The sequence below is a fragment of the Paracoccus albicereus genome, assembly GCF_024359525.1.
In the GTDB taxonomy this organism is placed as follows: domain Bacteria; phylum Pseudomonadota; class Alphaproteobacteria; order Rhodobacterales; family Rhodobacteraceae; genus Paracoccus; species Paracoccus albicereus.
Window position 1 is genome coordinate 485,382 of record NZ_JAKZEU010000001.1, and the last position, 18,569, is coordinate 503,950.

18 protein-coding genes are annotated in these 18,569 nt (G+C 64.9%); 7 read left to right on the forward strand and 11 right to left on the reverse strand.

Annotated features, from left to right (window positions below; translation table 11 throughout):
- Positions 1-14: 14 nt before the first annotated feature.
- On the reverse strand, positions 15-800 hold the full coding sequence (locus tag MLD63_RS02440; RefSeq protein ID WP_255328246.1) for a quinoprotein dehydrogenase-associated SoxYZ-like carrier: 786 nt from the start codon (positions 798-800) through the stop codon (positions 15-17).
- 169 nt (positions 801-969) lie between these two features.
- Here MLD63_RS02440 and MLD63_RS02445 point away from each other — a divergent pair, with 169 nt between their 5' ends.
- The 7 genes from MLD63_RS02445 to argC all read left to right on the forward strand — a co-directional run bounded on the left by MLD63_RS02445 (position 970) and on the right by argC (position 8,797).
- Positions 970-2,019 carry a quinoprotein relay system zinc metallohydrolase 2 gene (locus MLD63_RS02445; protein WP_255328247.1) on the forward strand — a complete coding sequence of 350 codons (1,050 nt, stop codon included), beginning with the start codon at positions 970-972 and terminating at the stop codon, positions 2,017-2,019.
- Positions 2,020-2,083: 64 nt separating this feature from the next.
- Positions 2,084-3,616 carry an alpha-amylase family glycosyl hydrolase gene (locus MLD63_RS02450; protein WP_255328248.1) on the forward strand — a complete coding sequence of 511 codons (1,533 nt, stop codon included), beginning with the start codon at positions 2,084-2,086 and terminating at the stop codon, positions 3,614-3,616.
- A 76-nt stretch (positions 3,617-3,692) separates the two neighbouring features.
- Positions 3,693-4,646 (forward strand): GAF domain-containing protein, encoded by a 954-nt coding sequence (locus MLD63_RS02455; protein ID WP_255328249.1) that lies wholly within the window; start codon positions 3,693-3,695, stop codon positions 4,644-4,646.
- 135 nt (positions 4,647-4,781) lie between these two features.
- Positions 4,782-6,308: an aldehyde dehydrogenase gene (adh, locus tag MLD63_RS02460; protein WP_255328250.1), complete on the forward strand. Its 1,527-nt coding sequence runs from the start codon at positions 4,782-4,784 to the stop codon at positions 6,306-6,308.
- Between the two features lie 104 nt (positions 6,309-6,412).
- Positions 6,413-7,486 carry a DNA topoisomerase IB gene (locus tag MLD63_RS02465; protein WP_255328251.1) on the forward strand — a complete coding sequence of 358 codons (1,074 nt, stop codon included), beginning with the start codon at positions 6,413-6,415 and terminating at the stop codon, positions 7,484-7,486.
- Entirely contained in the window at positions 7,483-7,812 is a 330-nt protein-coding gene (locus MLD63_RS02470) for a DUF779 domain-containing protein (protein ID WP_255328252.1), read from the forward strand. The genes MLD63_RS02465 and MLD63_RS02470 overlap by 4 nt, the downstream gene beginning before the upstream one ends.
- Before the next feature lie 55 nt (positions 7,813-7,867).
- Positions 7,868-8,797 (forward strand): N-acetyl-gamma-glutamyl-phosphate reductase, encoded by a 930-nt coding sequence (gene argC / locus MLD63_RS02475; RefSeq protein WP_255328253.1) that lies wholly within the window; start codon positions 7,868-7,870, stop codon positions 8,795-8,797.
- A gap of 286 nt (positions 8,798-9,083) precedes the next feature.
- Here argC and MLD63_RS02480 read toward each other — a convergent pair whose 3' ends face one another.
- The 10 genes from MLD63_RS02480 to MLD63_RS02525 form a co-directional block, all read right to left on the reverse strand.
- The gene (locus MLD63_RS02480) at positions 9,084-9,683 is read right to left on the reverse strand and encodes a hypothetical protein (protein WP_255328254.1); all 600 of its coding nucleotides are present in this window, start codon (positions 9,681-9,683) and stop codon (positions 9,084-9,086) included.
- Positions 9,684-9,685: 2 nt separating this feature from the next.
- Positions 9,686-10,510, reverse strand: coding sequence for a lanthanide ABC transporter permease protein PedC (pedC, locus tag MLD63_RS02485; RefSeq protein ID WP_255328493.1), 825 nt, complete (start codon positions 10,508-10,510; stop codon positions 9,686-9,688).
- A gap of 2 nt (positions 10,511-10,512) precedes the next feature.
- Positions 10,513-11,244: a lanthanide ABC transporter ATP-binding protein PedB/LutE gene (gene pedB / locus MLD63_RS02490; protein WP_255328255.1), complete on the reverse strand. Its 732-nt coding sequence runs from the start codon at positions 11,242-11,244 to the stop codon at positions 10,513-10,515.
- Between the two features lie 4 nt (positions 11,245-11,248).
- Positions 11,249-11,887 carry a hypothetical protein gene (locus MLD63_RS02495; RefSeq protein ID WP_439957609.1) on the reverse strand — a complete coding sequence of 213 codons (639 nt, stop codon included), beginning with the start codon at positions 11,885-11,887 and terminating at the stop codon, positions 11,249-11,251.
- 65 nt (positions 11,888-11,952) lie between these two features.
- Positions 11,953-12,930 (reverse strand): YVTN family beta-propeller repeat protein, encoded by a 978-nt coding sequence (locus MLD63_RS02500; RefSeq protein WP_255328495.1) that lies wholly within the window; start codon positions 12,928-12,930, stop codon positions 11,953-11,955.
- 2 nt (positions 12,931-12,932) lie between these two features.
- Positions 12,933-14,174, reverse strand: coding sequence for a lanthanide ABC transporter ABC transporter substrate-binding protein PedA1 (gene pedA1 / locus MLD63_RS02505; RefSeq protein ID WP_255328256.1), 1,242 nt, complete (start codon positions 14,172-14,174; stop codon positions 12,933-12,935).
- 99 nt (positions 14,175-14,273) lie between these two features.
- Positions 14,274-14,834 carry a PQQ-dependent catabolism-associated CXXCW motif protein gene (locus MLD63_RS02510; RefSeq protein WP_255328257.1) on the reverse strand — a complete coding sequence of 187 codons (561 nt, stop codon included), beginning with the start codon at positions 14,832-14,834 and terminating at the stop codon, positions 14,274-14,276.
- Complete coding sequence (locus tag MLD63_RS02515) at positions 14,831-15,649, reverse strand: quinoprotein dehydrogenase-associated putative ABC transporter substrate-binding protein (protein ID WP_255328258.1); 819 nt, start codon at positions 15,647-15,649, stop codon at positions 14,831-14,833. The genes MLD63_RS02510 and MLD63_RS02515 overlap by 4 nt, the downstream gene beginning before the upstream one ends.
- A gap of 2 nt (positions 15,650-15,651) precedes the next feature.
- Positions 15,652-16,404, reverse strand: a complete 753-nt coding sequence (locus MLD63_RS17955) for a c-type cytochrome, methanol metabolism-related (protein ID WP_369696983.1) — start codon at positions 16,402-16,404, stop codon at positions 15,652-15,654.
- A 108-nt stretch (positions 16,405-16,512) separates the two neighbouring features.
- The gene (locus MLD63_RS02525; RefSeq protein ID WP_304363986.1) at positions 16,513-18,492 is read right to left on the reverse strand and encodes a methanol/ethanol family PQQ-dependent dehydrogenase; all 1,980 of its coding nucleotides are present in this window, start codon (positions 18,490-18,492) and stop codon (positions 16,513-16,515) included.
- Positions 18,493-18,569 lie beyond the last annotated feature (77 nt).

The following is an 18,569-nucleotide window of genomic DNA, read 5'->3' on the forward strand; positions in this document are numbered from 1 at the left end:
ACGCCCGTTACCGGTCAGCCGGCGGCATCGAAGGTCTGGTCCCAGACATTGCCGTCGGTGTCTTCGGCGTGAACGCTGATCGGTTGGCCGTTCGGCGTATAGGCAAAACGGAACACCGGATCCTCGCTGATCGATATGCCAGCGGACATCGTGAACAGCATCTCATCGCCCTGACGCACCTCGAGCGTGTCGATGAAATGCGCGGGGATCGTCAGCAAGGTCACCTGATCCCGCTGCAGGCCGGAAAAGTTGGGGTGCCGGATCATCAGCGTGCCGATGTTGCGATCTCCCTCGACCGCGGTCTTCCAGCGCATGTCGCCCATCGTTTCGGCGACGGCGGCCATGTCTTTGCCCGCAGGCGCGGAACAGCCGCCCGACGCCTTGATGAAGCGCCCGGCCATGACCGGCGCGTCGCCGTCGGGGTTTCCGATCACACGAACGTCGGAATAGGCATCGACGCGCACCCTGATCTCCATATCCAAGGGCGCCATCGCCTTGCCCAACTGGAACTCCGCAGCCACCGGGGCCGGATTCTGATCGATGACGACGGTCGCCGCCTCCAGCGCGGGGGCGCCGTCGGGCTGCGTTAGCCGCAATGGCACCAGCGCCGCGTCGTCAGCCCGTACCGGTGCGGACAGGTCCAGGATCGACGGATCGATCGGTGGCTCGGCCTCAAGACCCAGCACGCTTTCGCGAAGGTCGATGTCCCAGGTCTCGGACGGTTGCAGCGGATTACCGGTCTCCTGCGCCAGCGCGGGGCCGGCGATCAAAAGGAACGCGGCGGTCAAGGCCAGTCTCATGGTATCCTCCCCTTCGACTGATTGACGTGATCTCCTCGGATGAAACGCTGGCAGGTTTTGCATTCAAAATCCAGCATCCTTCATGCGACCTCAGCGCTAGGTCGCACCCTTGCGGGCGGCAGTTGCGGCGCGGCGAGCCAACGCGCAGGATGCAGGGCAGGAGGATCGGATGATGTTTCACCTTCTGCTTATGGCCTGTCTATCCGAGGATCCGTCGACCTGCCGACAAGTCCTGCTACCCGAAGGCGATGCCGCGACGCTGGCGCAGTGCGAAGGTGCGGCGACGCAGATCGTCCCGGACTGGCTGGCGCGGCATCCCGATCTGACGGGTGGCAAGCAGCACTGCGTCGAAACCGCAGCGCTTCCCGCACTGACGGCCGATGAAATCGCTCCCGGCGTCTTTGTCCATCACGGAGAACCCGGTCAAATCGAAGAGGCCAACGGTGGCCGCATCGCCAATCTGGGTTTTGTTGTGGGTGAAACGGTTGCGGTGATCGATGCCGGGGCCAGCCGGGCCGAAGGCGAGGCGCTATATGCCGCGATCAGAGCCGTGACCGACCGCCCCATCAGCCACCTGATTCTGACCCACATGCACCCCGACCACAGCCTAGGCGCCCAGGTTTTCGCGGAGGTCGGGGCGCAGATCGTCGGACATCCGAAGCTGCAGGCTTCGCTGGAGGCTCGGGCCGGCAACTATCTGCCCAATCTCAACCGCATCCTCGGGACCAGGGAGATGCTGGGAACGGTGGTCGCGATGCCCGACGGCGCGCCCGACACGGTCGATCTGGGTGACCGCGTGCTGACCTTGATTCCGGCCGAAACCGCCCACACCGACAACGACCTGATGGTCCACGACCCGGCGACAGATGTGCTGTTCACGGGCGATCTGGTGTTCCGCGACCTGACCCCGGTCGTGGACGGTTCGCTTTTGGGATGGCTCGACTGGATGGGCGCGCCGCCCGATCTGAACGTGTCGCTGATCGTCCCGGGACACGGTCCCGTGGCCGAGGATTGGGAGACAGCGCTCGCCGCCCAGGACGCCTTCCTGACGGCGCTGCGCGACGAGACACGCGCCGCCATCGACGCCGGAATGCCAATGTCCGACGCAGTCCCCGAGATCACCCGCGCGCTGGAGCCGCTGGCCGAAGGCTGGAACGCGTTCGACGTCAACACGCCGCGCGATGCGACGGCCGCGTACAAGGAACTGGAATGGGAATGACCCTGCGATTGCCTTGCATCGCGGGCTGTCCTATCGCCGGGATGACACAGGCTCGGAGGTTCGCATGACGCAGGGCAGCGATTGGTGGAAAGGCGCGGTGATCTACCAGATCTACCCGCGCAGCTATCAGGACACGACCGGTGACGGCGTCGGCGATTTGCCGGGCATCACGAGGCGCCTGGATCATGTCGCCGATCTTGGCGCGGATGCGATCTGGGTCTCTCCCTTCTTTCGGTCGCCCATGAAGGATTATGGTTACGATGTCAGCGATTATCGCGATGTCGATCCGATGTTCGGCACGATTTCGGATTTCGATGCGCTGGTCGCGCGTGCGCATGACCTGGGCCTGAAGGTGCTGATCGACCTGGTCCTTTCGCACACCTCGGACCAGCACCCCTGGTTCGCCGAAAGCCGGGCCAGTCGCGACAACGCCCGCGCCGACTGGTATGTCTGGGCCGATCCCAAGCCCGACGGGACCGCGCCGACGAACTGGCTGTCCATCTTCGGCGGGCCGGCTTGGCAATGGGATGCGAGACGAGAGCAATACTATCTGCACAACTTCCTGACCGCGCAGCCCGACTTGAACTTCCACAACCCCGATGTGCAGCAGGCATTGCTGGACGTGGCCCGCTTCTGGCTGGAACGCGGCGTCGATGGGTTCCGGCTGGACACGATCAACTTCTATTTCCATGACGCGCAATTGCGGGACAACCCGCCTCTTCCACCGGCCGAGCGACGCTCGGATACCGCCCCTGCGGTCAATCCCTACAACCATCAAAGTCATCGATTCGACAAATCGCAACCCGAGAATCTGCCCTTCCTCGAGCAACTGCGGGCGCTGATGGACCAATACGGCGCCGCGGCGGTGGGAGAGATCGGCGACAGCGAACGCGCGCTGGAATTGCTGGAGGAATACACCGCGGGCAGCAAGCGGATGCACATGTCCTACGTCTTCGACTTCCTGTCAGGCGAGGATCTGGGCGCGAGCCGCGTGGCCGAAGTCTTCGAAGCCCTGGAGGCAGAGGCCCCGAATGCCTGGCCCTGCTGGGCGTTTTCGAACCATGACGTCGTGCGCCATGTCAGCCGCTGGAACTTGTGGGACCAGGCGGCACGCGCCTACGCGACGCTGCTCATGTGCCTGCGCGGCAGCGTCTGTCTGTACCAGGGCGAGGAGCTGGCCCTGCCCGAGGCAGACATCGCTTTCGAGGATCTGCGCGACCCCTACGGCATTGAGTTCTGGCCTGAATTCAAGGGCCGCGACGGTTGCCGCACGCCGATGGTCTGGGACGGCAGCGCAACTGGCGGCTTCACCGACGGAAAGCCCTGGCTGCCGGTGCCGCCTGAACACATTGCGCGCAATGTCGAGGCGATGGCGGCCGAGCAGGGATCGATCCTGCACCATTACCGGCAGGCGGTTGCGTTGCGGAAGGCGCATCCAGCGCTGCGTACCGGTTCGATCCATGAGATGCGTGCCGATGGATCGGTGCTGCACTTCGTCCGCGAGGATGGCGACGCGCGTGTGACGATCGACGCCAATCTGTCGGATGCGCCCGCCGGTGCGCTCGCGCCGTGGGAGGTGCGTGTCACCGAAGGGTGATCAATCAGGAAACTGGCCTCGTGGTCGCGATCTGCTATCATTCCTGTCGGCTGGAGGGCCGAAAGGGGGAGATATCATGGCAGAGCGGCGCCACGCCGATCTCGTCGCCGAGACGACCCGATCCAACGCCGCCACATCGGCACTGGCAGCGTCCTGGCGACGCTCGCTGGTCAAGCATGGGCTGGATCCTGCGGATACGCGCGATCCCGCCCGTGTCTCGGGCGACGATCTGGCCCGGCGTCGCGAGCGGATGGAGCCATTCCTGAGTGTCGCCGACCCGCAACTGGATCAGCTTTACAATCTGGTCGGGCTCTCCGGTTGCAACGTGTTGCTGACCGACGCACAAGGTGTGGTTCTGGCGCAGCGGGTCAGCGATGGCGATGCCGGCCAGTTTCGCGAATGGGGCCTGTGGCAGGGCGCCGACTGGTCGGAATCCGCGCAGGGCACGAACGGGATTGGCACCTGCCTTGCAGACGGGCGGCCGGTGACGATCCATCGCGATGAACATTTTCACACCCGCAACATCGGAATGTCTTGCATGGATGCGCCGATCTGGGGCCCGGATGGCGGCCTGATCGCGGCGCTGGACGTCAGTTCCGCGCGCGCCGACCAGACCGAACGCTACAACCGTCTGATCGCGGCACAGGTCGCCCAGACCGCCCGCGCCATCGAGACGACCTTCTTCCGCGCAAGTTTCCCCGATGCACGGATCATCGTGGCGCAGCAGGACGATGCCGACGCCGCGATGCTGCTGGCAGTGGACAAGGACGATCTGGCGATCGGTGCTACCCGCGCCGCCCGCCGCCTGCTGGGCCTGGAGCGCGAGGGTGCCTTCCGCCCCCGACCGGCCGCCGACCTTCTGGGCCGCGGTGACGATCAAGCGGGCGGGTTCGAACGCGCCGAGCGTGCAGCGGTCACGCGTGCGCTGGCACGCGCCGATGGCAACATGTCGGCCGCCGCGCGGGCATTGGGGATCGGACGCGCGACGCTTTATCGTCGCATGGCCAAATTGGGCATCGGCGACAAATAGGCCCCGACTGTCTCGCCCGTGAGACACTTTCCGCGCTGCGGCGCAGACGGCCCGATTGATTCAGGGCCGCCAAGGTCCATCCTGTGAGGCGAGGCCCGGCTGGAGGATGCCGGGACCATCAGAGGAGGGAGAATTATGCCGAACGACCAAGCACAGGATTTCAAGGGTGTGAGCGTCATGCCCTTTGCCAAGCGCTACGACAACTTCATCGGCGGCAAGTGGGTCGCCCCGAAGGCCGGACGTTATTTCACCAACACCACCCCGATCACGGGCGGCGACATCGGCGAGATCGCACGCTCGGACGCCGATGACGTCGAGGCGGCCCTGGATGCAGCCCACGCCGCGGCCGACAAGTGGGGTCAGACGTCGACCACCGAACGCTCGAACATCCTTCTGAAGATCGCTGACCGGATGGAGCAGAACCTGGAGCTGCTTGCCACCGCCGAGACCTGGGACAACGGCAAGCCGATCCGTGAGACGATGGCCGCCGACCTGCCGCTGGCGATCGACCATTTCCGTTATTTCGCAGGCGTTCTGCGCGCGCAGGAAGGCGGCATCTCGGAAATCGACCACGACACGATCGCCTACCATTTCCACGAACCGCTGGGCGTCGTGGGCCAGATCATCCCGTGGAACTTCCCGCTGCTGATGGCGACGTGGAAGCTGGCCCCCGCGCTTGCCGCCGGCAACTGCGTCGTGCTGAAGCCTGCCGAACAGACCCCCGCCGGAATCATGGTTTGGGTCAACCTGATCGGTGACCTGCTGCCCGCAGGCGTGCTGAACATCGTCAACGGCTTCGGCCTGGAAGCCGGCAAGCCGCTGGCGTCGAGCAACCGTATCGCCAAGATCGCCTTCACCGGCGAGACGACGACCGGCCGACTGATCTCGCAATACGCTTCGGAAAACCTGATCCCGGTGACGCTGGAGCTGGGCGGCAAGTCGCCCAACATCTTCTTCGAGGATGTAGCCCGCGAAGACGACGACTTCTTCGACAAGGCGCTGGAAGGGTTCACCATGTTCGCGCTGAACCAGGGCGAGGTGTGCACCTGTCCGTCACGCGCGCTGGTCCACGAATCGATCTACGACCGGTTCATGGAACGCGCTTTGGAACGCGTGAAGGCGATCAAGCAGGGCGACCCGCGCGAAAGCGACACGATGATCGGTGCGCAGGCGTCGTCCGAGCAGAAAGAGAAGATTCTGTCCTATTTCGACATCGGGCAGAAGGAAGGTGCCGAGGTCCTGACCGGCGGCAAGGCGGCCGATCTGGGCGGCGAGCTGTCCAGCGGCTACTACATCGAGCCGACCGTCCTGAAGGGCAACAACAAGATGCGCGTGTTCCAGGAGGAAATCTTCGGGCCCGTCGTCTCTGTCACGACCTTCAAGACCCAGGAAGAAGCGCTGGAGATCGCCAACGACACGCTCTACGGCCTTGGCGCCGGTGTGTGGTCGCGCGAGGCGAATACCTGCTACCGCTTCGGTCGCGCGATCAAGGCTGGCCGGGTCTGGACCAACTGCTACCACGCCTATCCGGCCCACGCGGCCTTCGGGGGCTACAAGCAATCGGGCATCGGCCGTGAAAACCACCGGATGATGCTGGATCACTATCAGCAGACCAAGAACATGCTGGTCAGCTACAGCCCGAAGAAGCTGGGCTTCTTCTGATGCCGGAACCTGGGGTGGTCCTTCGGGACCATCCTGCTTCCCCGCAACTTGCGGGGGCCTTGCGGCGTTGGGACGCATCGCTTCCTCCCTGTCGGATCGTCCCAATGCCCAAGGACCACAGCCAGACGGACAGTCCCGTCATCGACCCCAAGGACGCAGCCGAAAGCGCCGGGCTGATCTACGTCAACGACGACATGCCCGGGATCACCCGAGTGAAGTCAGGGCGCGGATTTTCCTACCGGGACGCCAAGGGAAAGACGATCAAGGACGCCGACGAGCGCGTTCGGCTGAACGCGCTGGCGGTTCCGCCCGCCTACACCGATGTCTGGATCTGCCCCGATCCGCGCGGTCACATCCAGGCCACCGGGCGCGACGACCGTGGTCGCAAACAGTATCGCTATCATCCCGATTTCCGCGAGGTGCGCGATTCCGCCAAATATGATCACATGCTGGAATTCGCGGCGGCCTTGCCCAAGATCCGGGCGCAGGTCGACAAGGATATGGGCCGGCGGGGACTGCCGGCCGAAAAGGTGGTGGCGACGATCGTCTGGCTTTTGGAAAACACCATGATCCGGGTCGGCAACACAGGCTATGCCAAGGACAACAAGTCGCACGGGCTGACCACGCTGCGCGACCGGCACGTGACCTTCGACGGCAGCAAGGTCCGCTTCCGATTTAAGGGCAAAAGCGGCAAGGAATGGGATCTGGACATCAAGAATCGCCGCGTCGCAAAGATCGTCCGCGCCGCACAGGACATTCCCGGCCAGCACCTGTTCCAGTATCTCGACGAGGACGGCGAGCGGCAGAGCGTCGGGTCGGGTGACGTGAACGACTACCTGCGCGAGGTCTCGGGGCGCGATGTGACGGCCAAGGATTTTCGCACCTGGACCGGTACGGTGCTGGCCGCGTTGGCCCTGTCGGAATACGAGAAGTTCGACACCAAGAAGGCGGCCGAGGCGAATGTGCGCGAAGCGATCGAGCGTGTCGCATCGGCGCTTGGCAATACCCCCGCGATCTGTCGCAAATGCTATGTCCATCCCCAGATCATCGACGCCTATCTGGCGGACGAGTTGAAGCTGGAGCTGCGCGAGAAGATCGATGAGGAAATGAAGAAGGACGATCTGCGCCCCGAGGAGAAGCAGGTCCTGAAATTCCTGAAGAGGAGGTTGAAGACATGAGCACCGTGACTGCGACACCCGCCGCCCTGCAACTGATCGAGGAAATCGTGGCCGACCACGGCCCCGTCCTGTTTCACCAGTCGGGCGGCTGCTGCGACGGGTCCAGCCCGATGTGCTATCCGCAGGACGACTTCAAGGTTGCGAGTCGCGACGTGAAGATCGGCGAAATCGGTGGTGCGCCCTTCTACATCTCGGCCAGCCAGTACGAGACCTGGAAACACACCGACCTGACCATCGACGTCGTTCCGGGGCGGGGCGGCATGTTCAGCCTGGATAATGGACGCGAAAAGCGGTTCCTGACCCGCTCGGACCTCTGCGCCACCTGATTGTGCTGACCCTGACGCCGCGTTAAGGAGGGTGCGGCTTTCAGGGCGGATCGACATGGCGCACAGGGTTTTCATCGACGGCGAGGCCGGAACGACGGGGCTTCAGATCCTCGAGCGGCTGCAGGGCCGCGAGGATATCGAACTGGTCAGTATCGACCATGAGCGCCGCAAGGATCCGGTCGCGCGCGGTGAGGCGATGGCTGCGGCCGAGATCGCGATCCTGTGCCTGCCCGACGACGCCGCACGCGAGGCGGTGGCGCTTGCAGAAGGGCTGGGCGACGACGTGTCCGTCCGGTTCATCGATGCCTCGACCGCGCACCGGACGGCAGAGGGCTGGGTCTACGGCTTTCCGGAACTGGCTGCCGGCAACCGCGACGCCATCGCAGGCGCGCGTTTCGTCAGCAATCCGGGCTGCTATTCGACGGGCGCCATCGCGATCGTCGCGCCGCTGGTGGCGGCAGGCCTGATCGCGCCGGACGAGGCGCTGACGATCAATGCGGTCAGTGGATACACAGGCGGCGGTAAGGCGCTGATCGCGGAATACGAGGACGGCACCGCGCCGCCCTTCTTCGTCTACGGTCTGACGCAGGCACACAAGCATCTGCCTGAAATCACGAAGAAAACCGGTCTGTCAGCACGTCCGGTCTTTGCCCCGGCGGTGGGCAATTTCGCGCAGGGCATGGCGGTTCAACTGCCGCTACATCTGCGGGCCGGGCGCGATCTGGCCGCCTTGCGTGCGACACTGGCGGCCCATTACGAAGGCCAGCAGTTCATCCGGGTGCTGCCAGAGGGTGAGCCGGGGGCGCGGATCGATCCGACCGCGATGAACGGGACCAACATGCTGGAACTGTCGGTTCATGGCGACGACCGGACCGGGTGCGCGACGGTGGTCGCGGTTCTGGACAACCTGGGCAAGGGGGCATCAGGGGCGGCGGTCCAGAACCTGAACCTGATGCTGGGCCTCGACGAGGCCGCCGGTCTTTAACCGACATTAACGGCAACGCCAGCGTACGGGGGGGCGCAACAGCGCAACACCGAGAGCCGTGCTATGCCCAGCGTTTGCTGCGTTTGCGGAGTCACAACCCGTACACCGCGCGTACACAGACTGTACACACCCTGTACACAGGCTGCGAGCGTGCGGTTCAGAGAGCGTTAAGGGTTTCGGCTGCGCCGAAATGCCTCCGGCGGGGATATTTTTGTAAAGAAGAAAAGGACTTGGCACCGCTTGAGCGGGCTGCGCGGGTGTTGCGCGATCAAGTCGGTTCAGCGCGTCACTTCAGATGGCTGGCGATCGCGCGACCGAGCGCGAAGGCGCGCTGTTCCAGGATGATCGGCGTTTCGCAGACATAGGTCAGCGATTGGCGACGGTCGGTGAAGATGCGTTCGTCCCAGTCGAGCGCCTCTTCCTCGGCGTCGATGGCGTCGAAGTCCGGGGAAGCGGCGGCTTCGAGTTCCTCCATCTTCGCGCGGCGCGCCTCGATTCGCTTGGCCAGATCCTGCTGCGAGGTTCCGTAGCGGGCGATGCCGTCGATCAGGGCCGAGCGTTCGGGTTCGATCTGATGGAACACGGCCGACATCAGCGCGGTCAGGTGCTGGTTGTCGGCGTCTTCGGCGAATTCCGTGATCCGCGCCTCGGCATCCTCCATCGGGACGCGACGCTGTTCCAGATAGGCGGCAAGGCGGCGCACCTCGGGGTCGCGGGCGATGGCGGCGGTCGCATCGTCGGGCTGCGGTCCGGTCCAGACCTGGCCCAGCGACAGGTGCGGCTGCTTGCGCTGGATGCAGGGCCAGGTCGGATCGTGCGCGGGTTGCGCCCCCGCGATCCCTGCGGCTGCGGTCCAGATCGCGACACCGAAAAGCCAGTTGCGCATCCTCATCCCTCCCCCTTGCGGCGGGCCCAGTTGCCCTTGGCCGGATCATACATGAACACCGCCGCGCCGAAAAACCCGGCCAAACATCCTAGGACGACGGCGAGCGACAGCCAGTTGACCTGCAGATACAGCGCGAAGCGGATCAGCTCGACCGCATGGGTGAACGGGTTCACCGCGCAGATGTCATGAAGCAGCACCGAACTTTCGCGCATCCGCCACAGCGGGTAGAGCGCGGAGGAGGCGAAGAACATCGGGAAGATCACGAAGTTCATCACGCCCGCGAAGTTTTCGAGCTGCCGGATGGCGGAGCTGAGAAACAGGCCCATCGCCCCCAGCATCAGCCCGGACAGGATCAGGGCCGGCAGCACCGCGACATAGCCCCAGATCGGCGGGCGGATGTCCCAGAACCACGCGATGGCAAGGAAGGTGTAGACCTGGATGATCGAGACCAGCACGCCTGCCACCAGCTTGGAGGCCAGCAGGAACCAGCGCGGGAACGGGCTGACCAGCAACGTCCGCATCGCCCCTGTTTCGCGGTCGTAGACCATCGACAGCGACGATTGCATCCCGTTGAAAAGCTGGATCATCGCGCAGAGGCCGGGGGTCACGTAGACCTCGTAGAGCACGTAGGTCTGGTAGGGCGGCGTGATCGACATGCCCAGGACCGCGCGAAAGCCCGCCGCGAAGATGAACAGCCAGACCAGTGGACGCACGAGCGCTGCGAGGAAGCGGCCGCGCTGGTTGACGAAGCGCAGCGTTTCCCGCCGGGCGATGCCCAGGAAGGCGATCGGCCAGCCGCCGCGGCGTTTCGGTGTCGGGGCGGTCATCGTCATGCGGCCTCCACCCCGGTCAGGTCGAGAAAGGTCCGGGTCAGACCGTTCGGGCCGGCGATGTCGGCGGCAAGTCCGCGCTCCAGAACCTGACCCCGATGCAGGATCACCAGCGCGTCATCGGGCTGGATTTCATCCATGATATGAGTCGCCCACAGCGCCGAGACGCCACGCTCGGCGATCAGGCGGCGGGTCAGGGCAAGAACCTCTGCCCGCGATTTGACGTCGAGGCCGACCGTCGCCTCGTCCAGCAGCAGCAGGTCGGGTTCGTGGATCAGGGCGCGGGCGATCTCGGCCCGGCGGCTTTGGCCGCCCGAGAGCGAAGACACCCGTGCGCCCGCCTTCCCCGACAGATCCACCTGCGCCAGCACATCCGCGATGCGGGCCTTGGCGTTGCGCCCCGGAATACCATGCAGGCTGGCATGATAGCTGAGGTTCTGCATCACCGTCAGGTCGGCATCGAGAGCACGGCTTTGAAACACGACGCCCAGCCGGGCCAGGGCGCGCGACGGTTCGCGCCGCAGGTCGTGGCCCGCGACGCGAATGACGCCCGACGTGTTGTCGTAGAGCCGGGTGATGAGCGAGAACAACGTGGTCTTGCCCGCGCCGTTCACGCCCAGCAGCGCCGTGAAGGCGCCGCGCGGAACCGAAAGCGTCACATCCTTCAGCGCCTCGACCTTGCCGAAGCGGTGGCTGACATTCTCTACCGAAAGCGCGTCGCCGGCTCTCATGATGTCAGCGAATGTTGAACACCGCCTGCTGCGTCTCGCCCGAGGAGCCGGGGATCGAGAGCGTGTAGCGACCGGGCGTCACGGCGATGAAGCTCATCGTGACGGTGCCCGCATCGTCGAATTCCAGGCTGTGGACGCCCATGGGACGCACCTCGATGTCGTTGATGACGATCTCGTTCACCCAGACGGAACGGAAGAAATCGCCACCCGACAGCGCGAGTTCGGCGCTGCCGTCCGCGTTGATGTCGATGCGGTAGTAGCCGCCCGAGCGCAGCGTGTATTCACCGCCCGCGACCGGCTGGCCCGAGGCCAAAGTCAGCGGCGCAAGATCGGTGCGGTTGTCGGCATCCAGAAGCCCCGCGAAGCCGTATTCGAACTTGCCCGATGCCTCATAGGTCTCGCTGGGTGCGCCGCCTGCGGCGTCATCGTCGTCATCATCATCGTCGTCGTCTTCCGCATCGGCCTGCTCGGTCGCCTCGTCGATTTCGGCCTGGCCCATGCCCTCGCTGGCGGGATCGCCGCCGACCATCGGGTTCTCGATCCCTTCGGCAGGAGCCTCGCCTTCGGCGGGGGCTTCGGTCTGGGCGATGGCGGCCGTGCTGGCAAGCAGCAGGGCGAAGGCGGTGATGGACAGGGATTTCATGCGGGTCTTCCTTTCCGAAAGGTTGAACGGGATCGGCGCGGCGGACCGCCGCGCCGGAACGGTGGCTATTGCGCGTCGGGGGCGACGACGACGCCCCAGGGCTGCTGGCCGACCTGGATCGACTTCACCACTTCCAGCGATTCCACGTCGATGGCGGAGACATCGTTGGAATTGCCGTTGGTTGTGAAAAGCAGGCTTTCATCAGGCGTGAAGGCCATCTGCCAGACGCGCTGGCCGACCAGCAGGTAGTCGATGATCTCGTCGGTCTCGCCATCGATCACCGCGACGCGGTTGGCCGGGCCAAGCGCCACGAAGACCTTGCTGCCGTCGTTGGTGACGCGGACGCCGACCGGCTGGATGGCCTCGGGCAGGACGCCCGGGATCTCGAATTCGATCTTGTCCACGATCTGCTGCGTGGTCGGGTCGATCACGCTGACAGTGCCGCCGATCTCGCTACTGACGTAAAGCTTGCTGCCGTCGTGGTTGTATTCGGCGAAGCGGGGGCGCGAGTCGACGAGGGTGTTGGCGTAGATTTCAAACGTCTCGCTGTCGATGAAATGCGCCATGTTGGTGGTTTCCGAGGTGTTGATGACGGTCTTGCCGTCCGGGCTGACGCCCATTCCCTCGGGTTCGACGCCGACCGGGATCTCGGCCAGCCGTTCGTGGGTCTGGGTGTCGACCACGGTGACGAGGTTGTCGTCCTCGTTGGCGATGTAGAGTGGATTGCCCGACGGGTGCAGCACGAAGAGTTCCGGGTCGGGGCCGGAGGGGAGCGTGTGCAGTTCTTCCATTGTTTCGGGGTCGAAGACGCGGACGATGTTGTCGTCGCTGACGCAGATGTAGAGTTCCGACCCGTCGGGGCTGATGGCGATGCCGCGCGGCCGGTTGCCGACCGGATAGGTGCCGATCACCTCCAGCGTGTCGCTGTCCAGGACGGTGACGTCGTTGCTTTTCTCGTTGCTGACGAAGACGCGGTTGGCGGCGGCGGGAACGGCGGTGGCCAGGATCAGGGCGGCGGCAAGCGGCAGGTGGTTCATCGGCATCCTCAAAATGAACATTCGGTTTCGGGGCGGTCGATTCCCAGCGTGTCGAGGCGGCTGGTCTGGTGCAGGAATTCCTCCTGCGGGCTGACCGAGGCGGTGAGATCGCCCGTGGTCAGCAAGATCGGCTGGCGGACCTGATGGTCCCAGTCCCGCACGGTCAGTTTCTGGCCCTTGAAGCCCGCGACGTCGAAATCGGGCGACAGGATGAATTCGCGCAAGGTCGCAGGATCGCCGGATTGCTGGCGCGTTGCGGCCTCGCCGATGATGCGGATGGCGAGCCAGGTCTGGTAATCCTCTTCCCGCATCCGGCGGCCGGCCAGCTCCTCGAACCGGTTCTGGAACTGCGTCGCACCCCAGGCTTCCATTGCGGGATGCCAGCTGCGGGGCACGAGACCGGAAGAGCCCGCGACGGGGCGCGGATCCCAAGTCTGGTAGGGCAGATAGGCCGCGAAGACATCCGCGCGGTCGGCGGCGACGAGGATGTCGTGGTCGGGCGCACGCTGGGTGAAGACCGGCATCTGCTGCTGAACCTGCACGTGGCCGGTATCGGTGCGCCGCGCGCCGCCGGTATCCTCGTAGACCCGTTCCTCGACGATCGTGGCGCCGAACTTGCTGGCGGAGCGCGTGAAGGCCTGCGCGAAGGCTTCGTCCTGCGGATGGCTGCCCTTGATCAGGAACCAGTCGGTCCATTTCTTCCAGACGAGAAACTGCGCCAGAGCATCGGCCAGCATCGCGTCGCTGGGCGCGACATGGATCGTGTTGAAGCGGCAGTCGGTGCCGCGCAGCGCATCGCCGCGCGCACCCGCGTTCAGGATCATCGCACGATCGCCTGCCTGATCGGCCAGCGCGAGCGTGGTTTCGTCGTCGGCAAGCGTGACAATGAACTGGATGCCGTCCGCGAGCAGCTTGTCCAGCTCTGCGGCCGCGGTTTCCGAGGTCGCCGTGACCTCGACCGCTTCGAAATCCTGGCCCATGAATCGGCCTGTGGTGTCGTTGTCCTCGATCCCCAGCCGGGCGCCGGCGAAGCCCAGATCCTCGGTCGGCAGTTCAAGCCGCGAGATCGGCGGCAGGCCGGGATTGTCCACGCGCAGCACCGCGGCGCGGATCAGGGCCACATCGGCGGCGGGCTGCGACGCGGCCGGCGCTTGTGTCTGGGACGGCGTGGTTTCGGCCGCCTGCTGCGCGAAGGCGCAGGACGGACCCATCGCGACAAGTGCCGCAAGCAAGGCAGGTCTGATCGGCATCTGAATTCTCCCCGACACCATGGTTGCCGCCACGTGCGTGCAATGCAACGGATTTCGGTCGGGTATGTGGTCGACTGGTCCCTTAGTCGCAGGACCAGATCAATCGTCGACGGGTATGGCCGCGACCAGATCGTCGCCCAAGGCCTGCGTCCAGGCATCGGTCCCGCCGGGAAACCAGATGATGCCGGTATAACCCATCTCGACCGCGCGGCGGGCGGCGTTCCAGCTCATCCAGCAATCGGCCCGGCAGAAGATCACCAGCGGTGCCGCCATGTCCCCGCCGCTGGCTTCAGTCAGCCCGTCGGTGAGTCGCGCCTGTTCGGCGTCGTTCAGGCGGTCATAGCCGGTGTTCCACAGCCAGATTGCGCCGGGAATGGTGTCGTGCGGCGGTTCGCGCCAATAGGTGCCTTCAGGCAGACCTGCTGGCTTTTCGGTACGGGGATGGACATCGATAAAGGGAACACCCTCGGCGTGAAGGGTCAGCGCCTCGTCCGCGTCAACCACGCGCGCCCCGGCCAAGGTCGCGGGAACCGGGGCGTTGTAAGGCTCGCCCCTGTAGGTGTCGGGTTCGAGGACCGTTTCCGACTGCGCGGACGCCGGCGCCGGCTGGGCAAGGACGGTCAGGGCGACGACAAGAACCAGCGCCGCCCCTGCCTTCATTCCAGCATCTCCTTGCCGTAATCGTCCGTCAGGGGCACGCCCGCGTCGCGCAGGATCGTGTTGATTTCGTCCTGATTGCGGCGGATCTGGCTGTTCAGTTCGCGCTTCAGATCATCCTCGCCGTTCCGGACGCCCATCGTGATGCGATAGAACATACGCGGATTACCCTCTTCCTTCAGAAGCGGCGTGAATTGAAGGTCGGGGTCGTCCTTGACCCTGGGTCCGGCGAGCGGGCCCCACAACACCGCGGCGTCCAGTTCACCCGAACGGACCTGTTCCAGAAGATCGCCCACAGGGTCCTGCACGCGGCGATCCACCATCAGGGCCGCGCCGTGCATGGTCTTGCCGAGACCCGCACGGACCAGATGGTCGGCGGGCGGCGTGCCGGCGACCACACCGATCTCACGACCCTGTAGCGCCGCATCCTTCAGGTGATCGACAGAGGCGAGGTCGCTGTCCTGACGAGTCACGATCCCGTAGATCGACGTGTAGTAATGGTTGGTGTTCTGGACCAGTTCATCGCCTTGGGCGAATCCCATGATCACGTCACATTCACCTGCGCGCAGGGTGCGCTGGATGAAGCCCATGCCGGAGGGAAACCAGAAATAGGTCACCGGAAGGCCCAGCTTCTCGCCGAAGAGATCGGCGATCCTGTTTTCGAAGCCCGAGCCATCCTCCATCGACATCGGTGCGTTGGCGGGGTCGGCGCAGACCCGGAATTCGGTGGTGGAGCGCATTTCCATGGCCATCTGCGCAGCGGCCGGGACCGCCGCGCAGACGAGGATCAGCGCCGCCGATAGGATGCGGCGTGCCATGATCACATCGACATGCAGGAATCTTCCTGCTCGGCGAAGGCTTCCGACTTCTCGGCCTTGTTGGCCGGACGGCCGCGCGGGATCATGTCGGTGCCGTGTGCCAGAAGGTAGACGTAGATGTCATCGACATAGCACCAGACGTTGGGGTTGGTGCCGAAGGCCGGCATCACCTGGTTGGCGGACCCGGAGCCGGTGTTCTGCTTACCGGAAGCCACGATCTCCTGGTAATCGTAGTAGTCGATGCGCAGGACCGAATTCTTCAGCGCGGGCGCGTAGGTCGAACCCTCGCCGTCGGGACCGTGACAGACATGACATTCCGCGTGATAGCGGCGGTAGCCCGAGAAGGTGGCGTAATCAACCATGCCGTCTTCGGCGATTTTGGGCACCGGAATGCCGTCGGCATTGTACCAGCGGCCGTTCTCTTCGTAGTCCGGGGTCAGGTCCATGCCGTTGGGCAGGATCATCTTGCCGTTCTCTTCGGTGATCTCGACCTCTTCCTCTTCGGCGGGGGCGGTGTCGCCCGCAGCGGCCGGAGCGGCGGCAGCGTCACCGCCGGAAGCGGCGGCCGCGGCGCCGGCCCCACCAGAGGCGGCAGCGGCGGCGCCAGCGCCGCCGGCAGCGGGTGCGGGCGCTTCAGCGGCGGGGGCTTCGGTTTCGGTGGCGGCGTCGCCTTCGGCGTTCTGGGCCAATGCGGCCGCACCGCCGGCCAGCGTCAGCCCAAGCGCCAGTGCAGTGATGCTCGATGCGGTTCTCATGACAGGTCTCCTCCCCGTTTCATGTCTTTCAGGTGAGAGAGCCGCCCCAAGATGGTCTTGGGACGGCCCTTGAGCAATCGGATGTCGATCGTTGCGACCGAGATCCGATCAGTTGCTGGCCGGCGCCTCGCCTTCGGCAGGTGCCTCACCCTCGGCGGGCATGGCGGCGGCGTCGGCTGCAGGCTCGGCGGCGGCATCGGCCGGCGCGTCTGCGGCAGCGTCCGTCGGCTCCATCGCCGCATCAGCCTCGGTCGCGGCGGCGTCGGTCGCTTCCGGCGCATCGCCTTCACCCGGCAGGGCGAACACGGTCAGCTGGCCACCCAGGGCGGTGTAGTCGCTGAGCGCAGCATAGCCGCCCACCGCGCCAAGACCGTCATTGGGGTTGGTCAGGCCAGCCGCGAGACCGATCCCGGCCCAGCCACCGACGCCCGACAGGACGGCGATGTACTGCTTGCCGCCATGTTCGTAGGTGGTGACGTTGCCGATGATGCCCGAGGGCGTCTTGAAGTTGTAAAGCTCGTCGCCGGTTTCGGCGTCGACGGCCTTGAGGTTGCCTTCCAGCGTTCCGTAGAACACGACGTCACCAGCGGTGGACAGGGCGCCCGACCAGACCGAGAACTGCTCGGGGATCGACCACTTGATCTCGCCGTTGATGTTGTCCCAGGCGATGAAGTTGCCCATGCCGCCGTGACTGTCCGGGGCAGGATACATCGCCAGCGTGGCGCCGACATAGGCCTGGCCCGCGGTGTAGGCGACGCGGAACGGTTCATAGTCCATGCAGACGTGGTTCGTCGGCACGAAGAAGGTTTGCGCCTTCTTCGAGTAGGACGCGGGCTGCTGGTCCTTGGTACCCAGAGCGGAGGGGCAGATACCGGTCGAGTTCACGTCCTCGCCGTTCTGTTCCGTCGAGTATTCGGCGACCACGGCGGGACGGCCGTAGGTTTCCGAGTTCGGGTCCATGTCGACGCCGGTGGTCCAGTTCACGACCGGGTCGTACTTTTCGGCCACGAGCAGTTCGCCGGTTTCGCGGTCCATCGTGTAGGCCAGACCGTTCCGGTCGAAGTGGGTCAGCAGCTTGCGCTCCTGTCCGTCGATCTCCTGCTCGGTCAGGATCATCTCGTTGACGCCGTCATAGTCCCATTCGTCGTGGGGCGTCATCTGGTAGAACCATTTCGCCATGCCGGTGTCGGCATCGCGGGCCATGATGGTCATCGACCACTTGTTGTCGCCCGGGCGCTGCGACGGGTTCCAGGTCGAGGGGTTACCCGTGCCGTAGTAGATCAGGTTCAGCTCGGGGTCGTAGGAATACCAGCCCCAGGTGGTGCCGCCGCCGATCTTCCACTGATCGCCTTCCCAGCTGTTCAGCGAGCTGTCGGCGCCGATCGGCTTGCCCAGAACCATCGTGTTCTCGGGGTCGACCAGCATCTCTTCGTCGGGACCGGTCGAGTAGGCTTTCCACGCTTCCGAGCCGTCGGCGATGTTGTAGGCGGTCACACGGCCGCGCACGCCGTATTCACCACCCGAAACACCGACGATGACCTTGTCCTTGACCGGCATGACGGTCGCGGTGTTGGTTTCGCCGATGGCCGGGTCGCCGGTGACGACCGACCATTTGACTTCACCGGTCTTCGAATCCAGCGCGACCAGCGTGGTGTCGGCCTGGTGCAGGAAGATCGTGTCGTCGGCATAGGCGAGACCGCGATGCACGGTGTCGCAGCACATGACCGCGATGACCTCGGGATCCTGCTGCGGCTGGTAACGCCACAGGATCTTGCCGTTGTCGTTCAGGTCGAGCGCGAAGACGTTGTTGGGGAACGGCGTGTGGACATACATGATGTCGCCGATCACCAGCGGGCCACCTTCATGGCCGCGCAGAACGCCGGTCGAGAAGGTCCAGTCGACTTGCAGATCACCCACGTTGTCGCGGTTGATCTGATCCAGTTCGGAATAACGGGTGTTCGCGTAGTCGCCGGTCTGGATCGCCCATTGTTCGGGTTTGCCAGTCTCGGTCAGCACGCTCTCGTTGGCATAGGCCGCCGTGCTTGAAAGCAGGGCCGCGACCGCGACGCCTTTCAGCAGATGTTTCATGAATTCTCCCTCCGCAGTTGGATCAGTGCTTGCCCCCCTCCCGGGAGAGCACGTCCTTGGGTCAGTCTTGAGGCGAG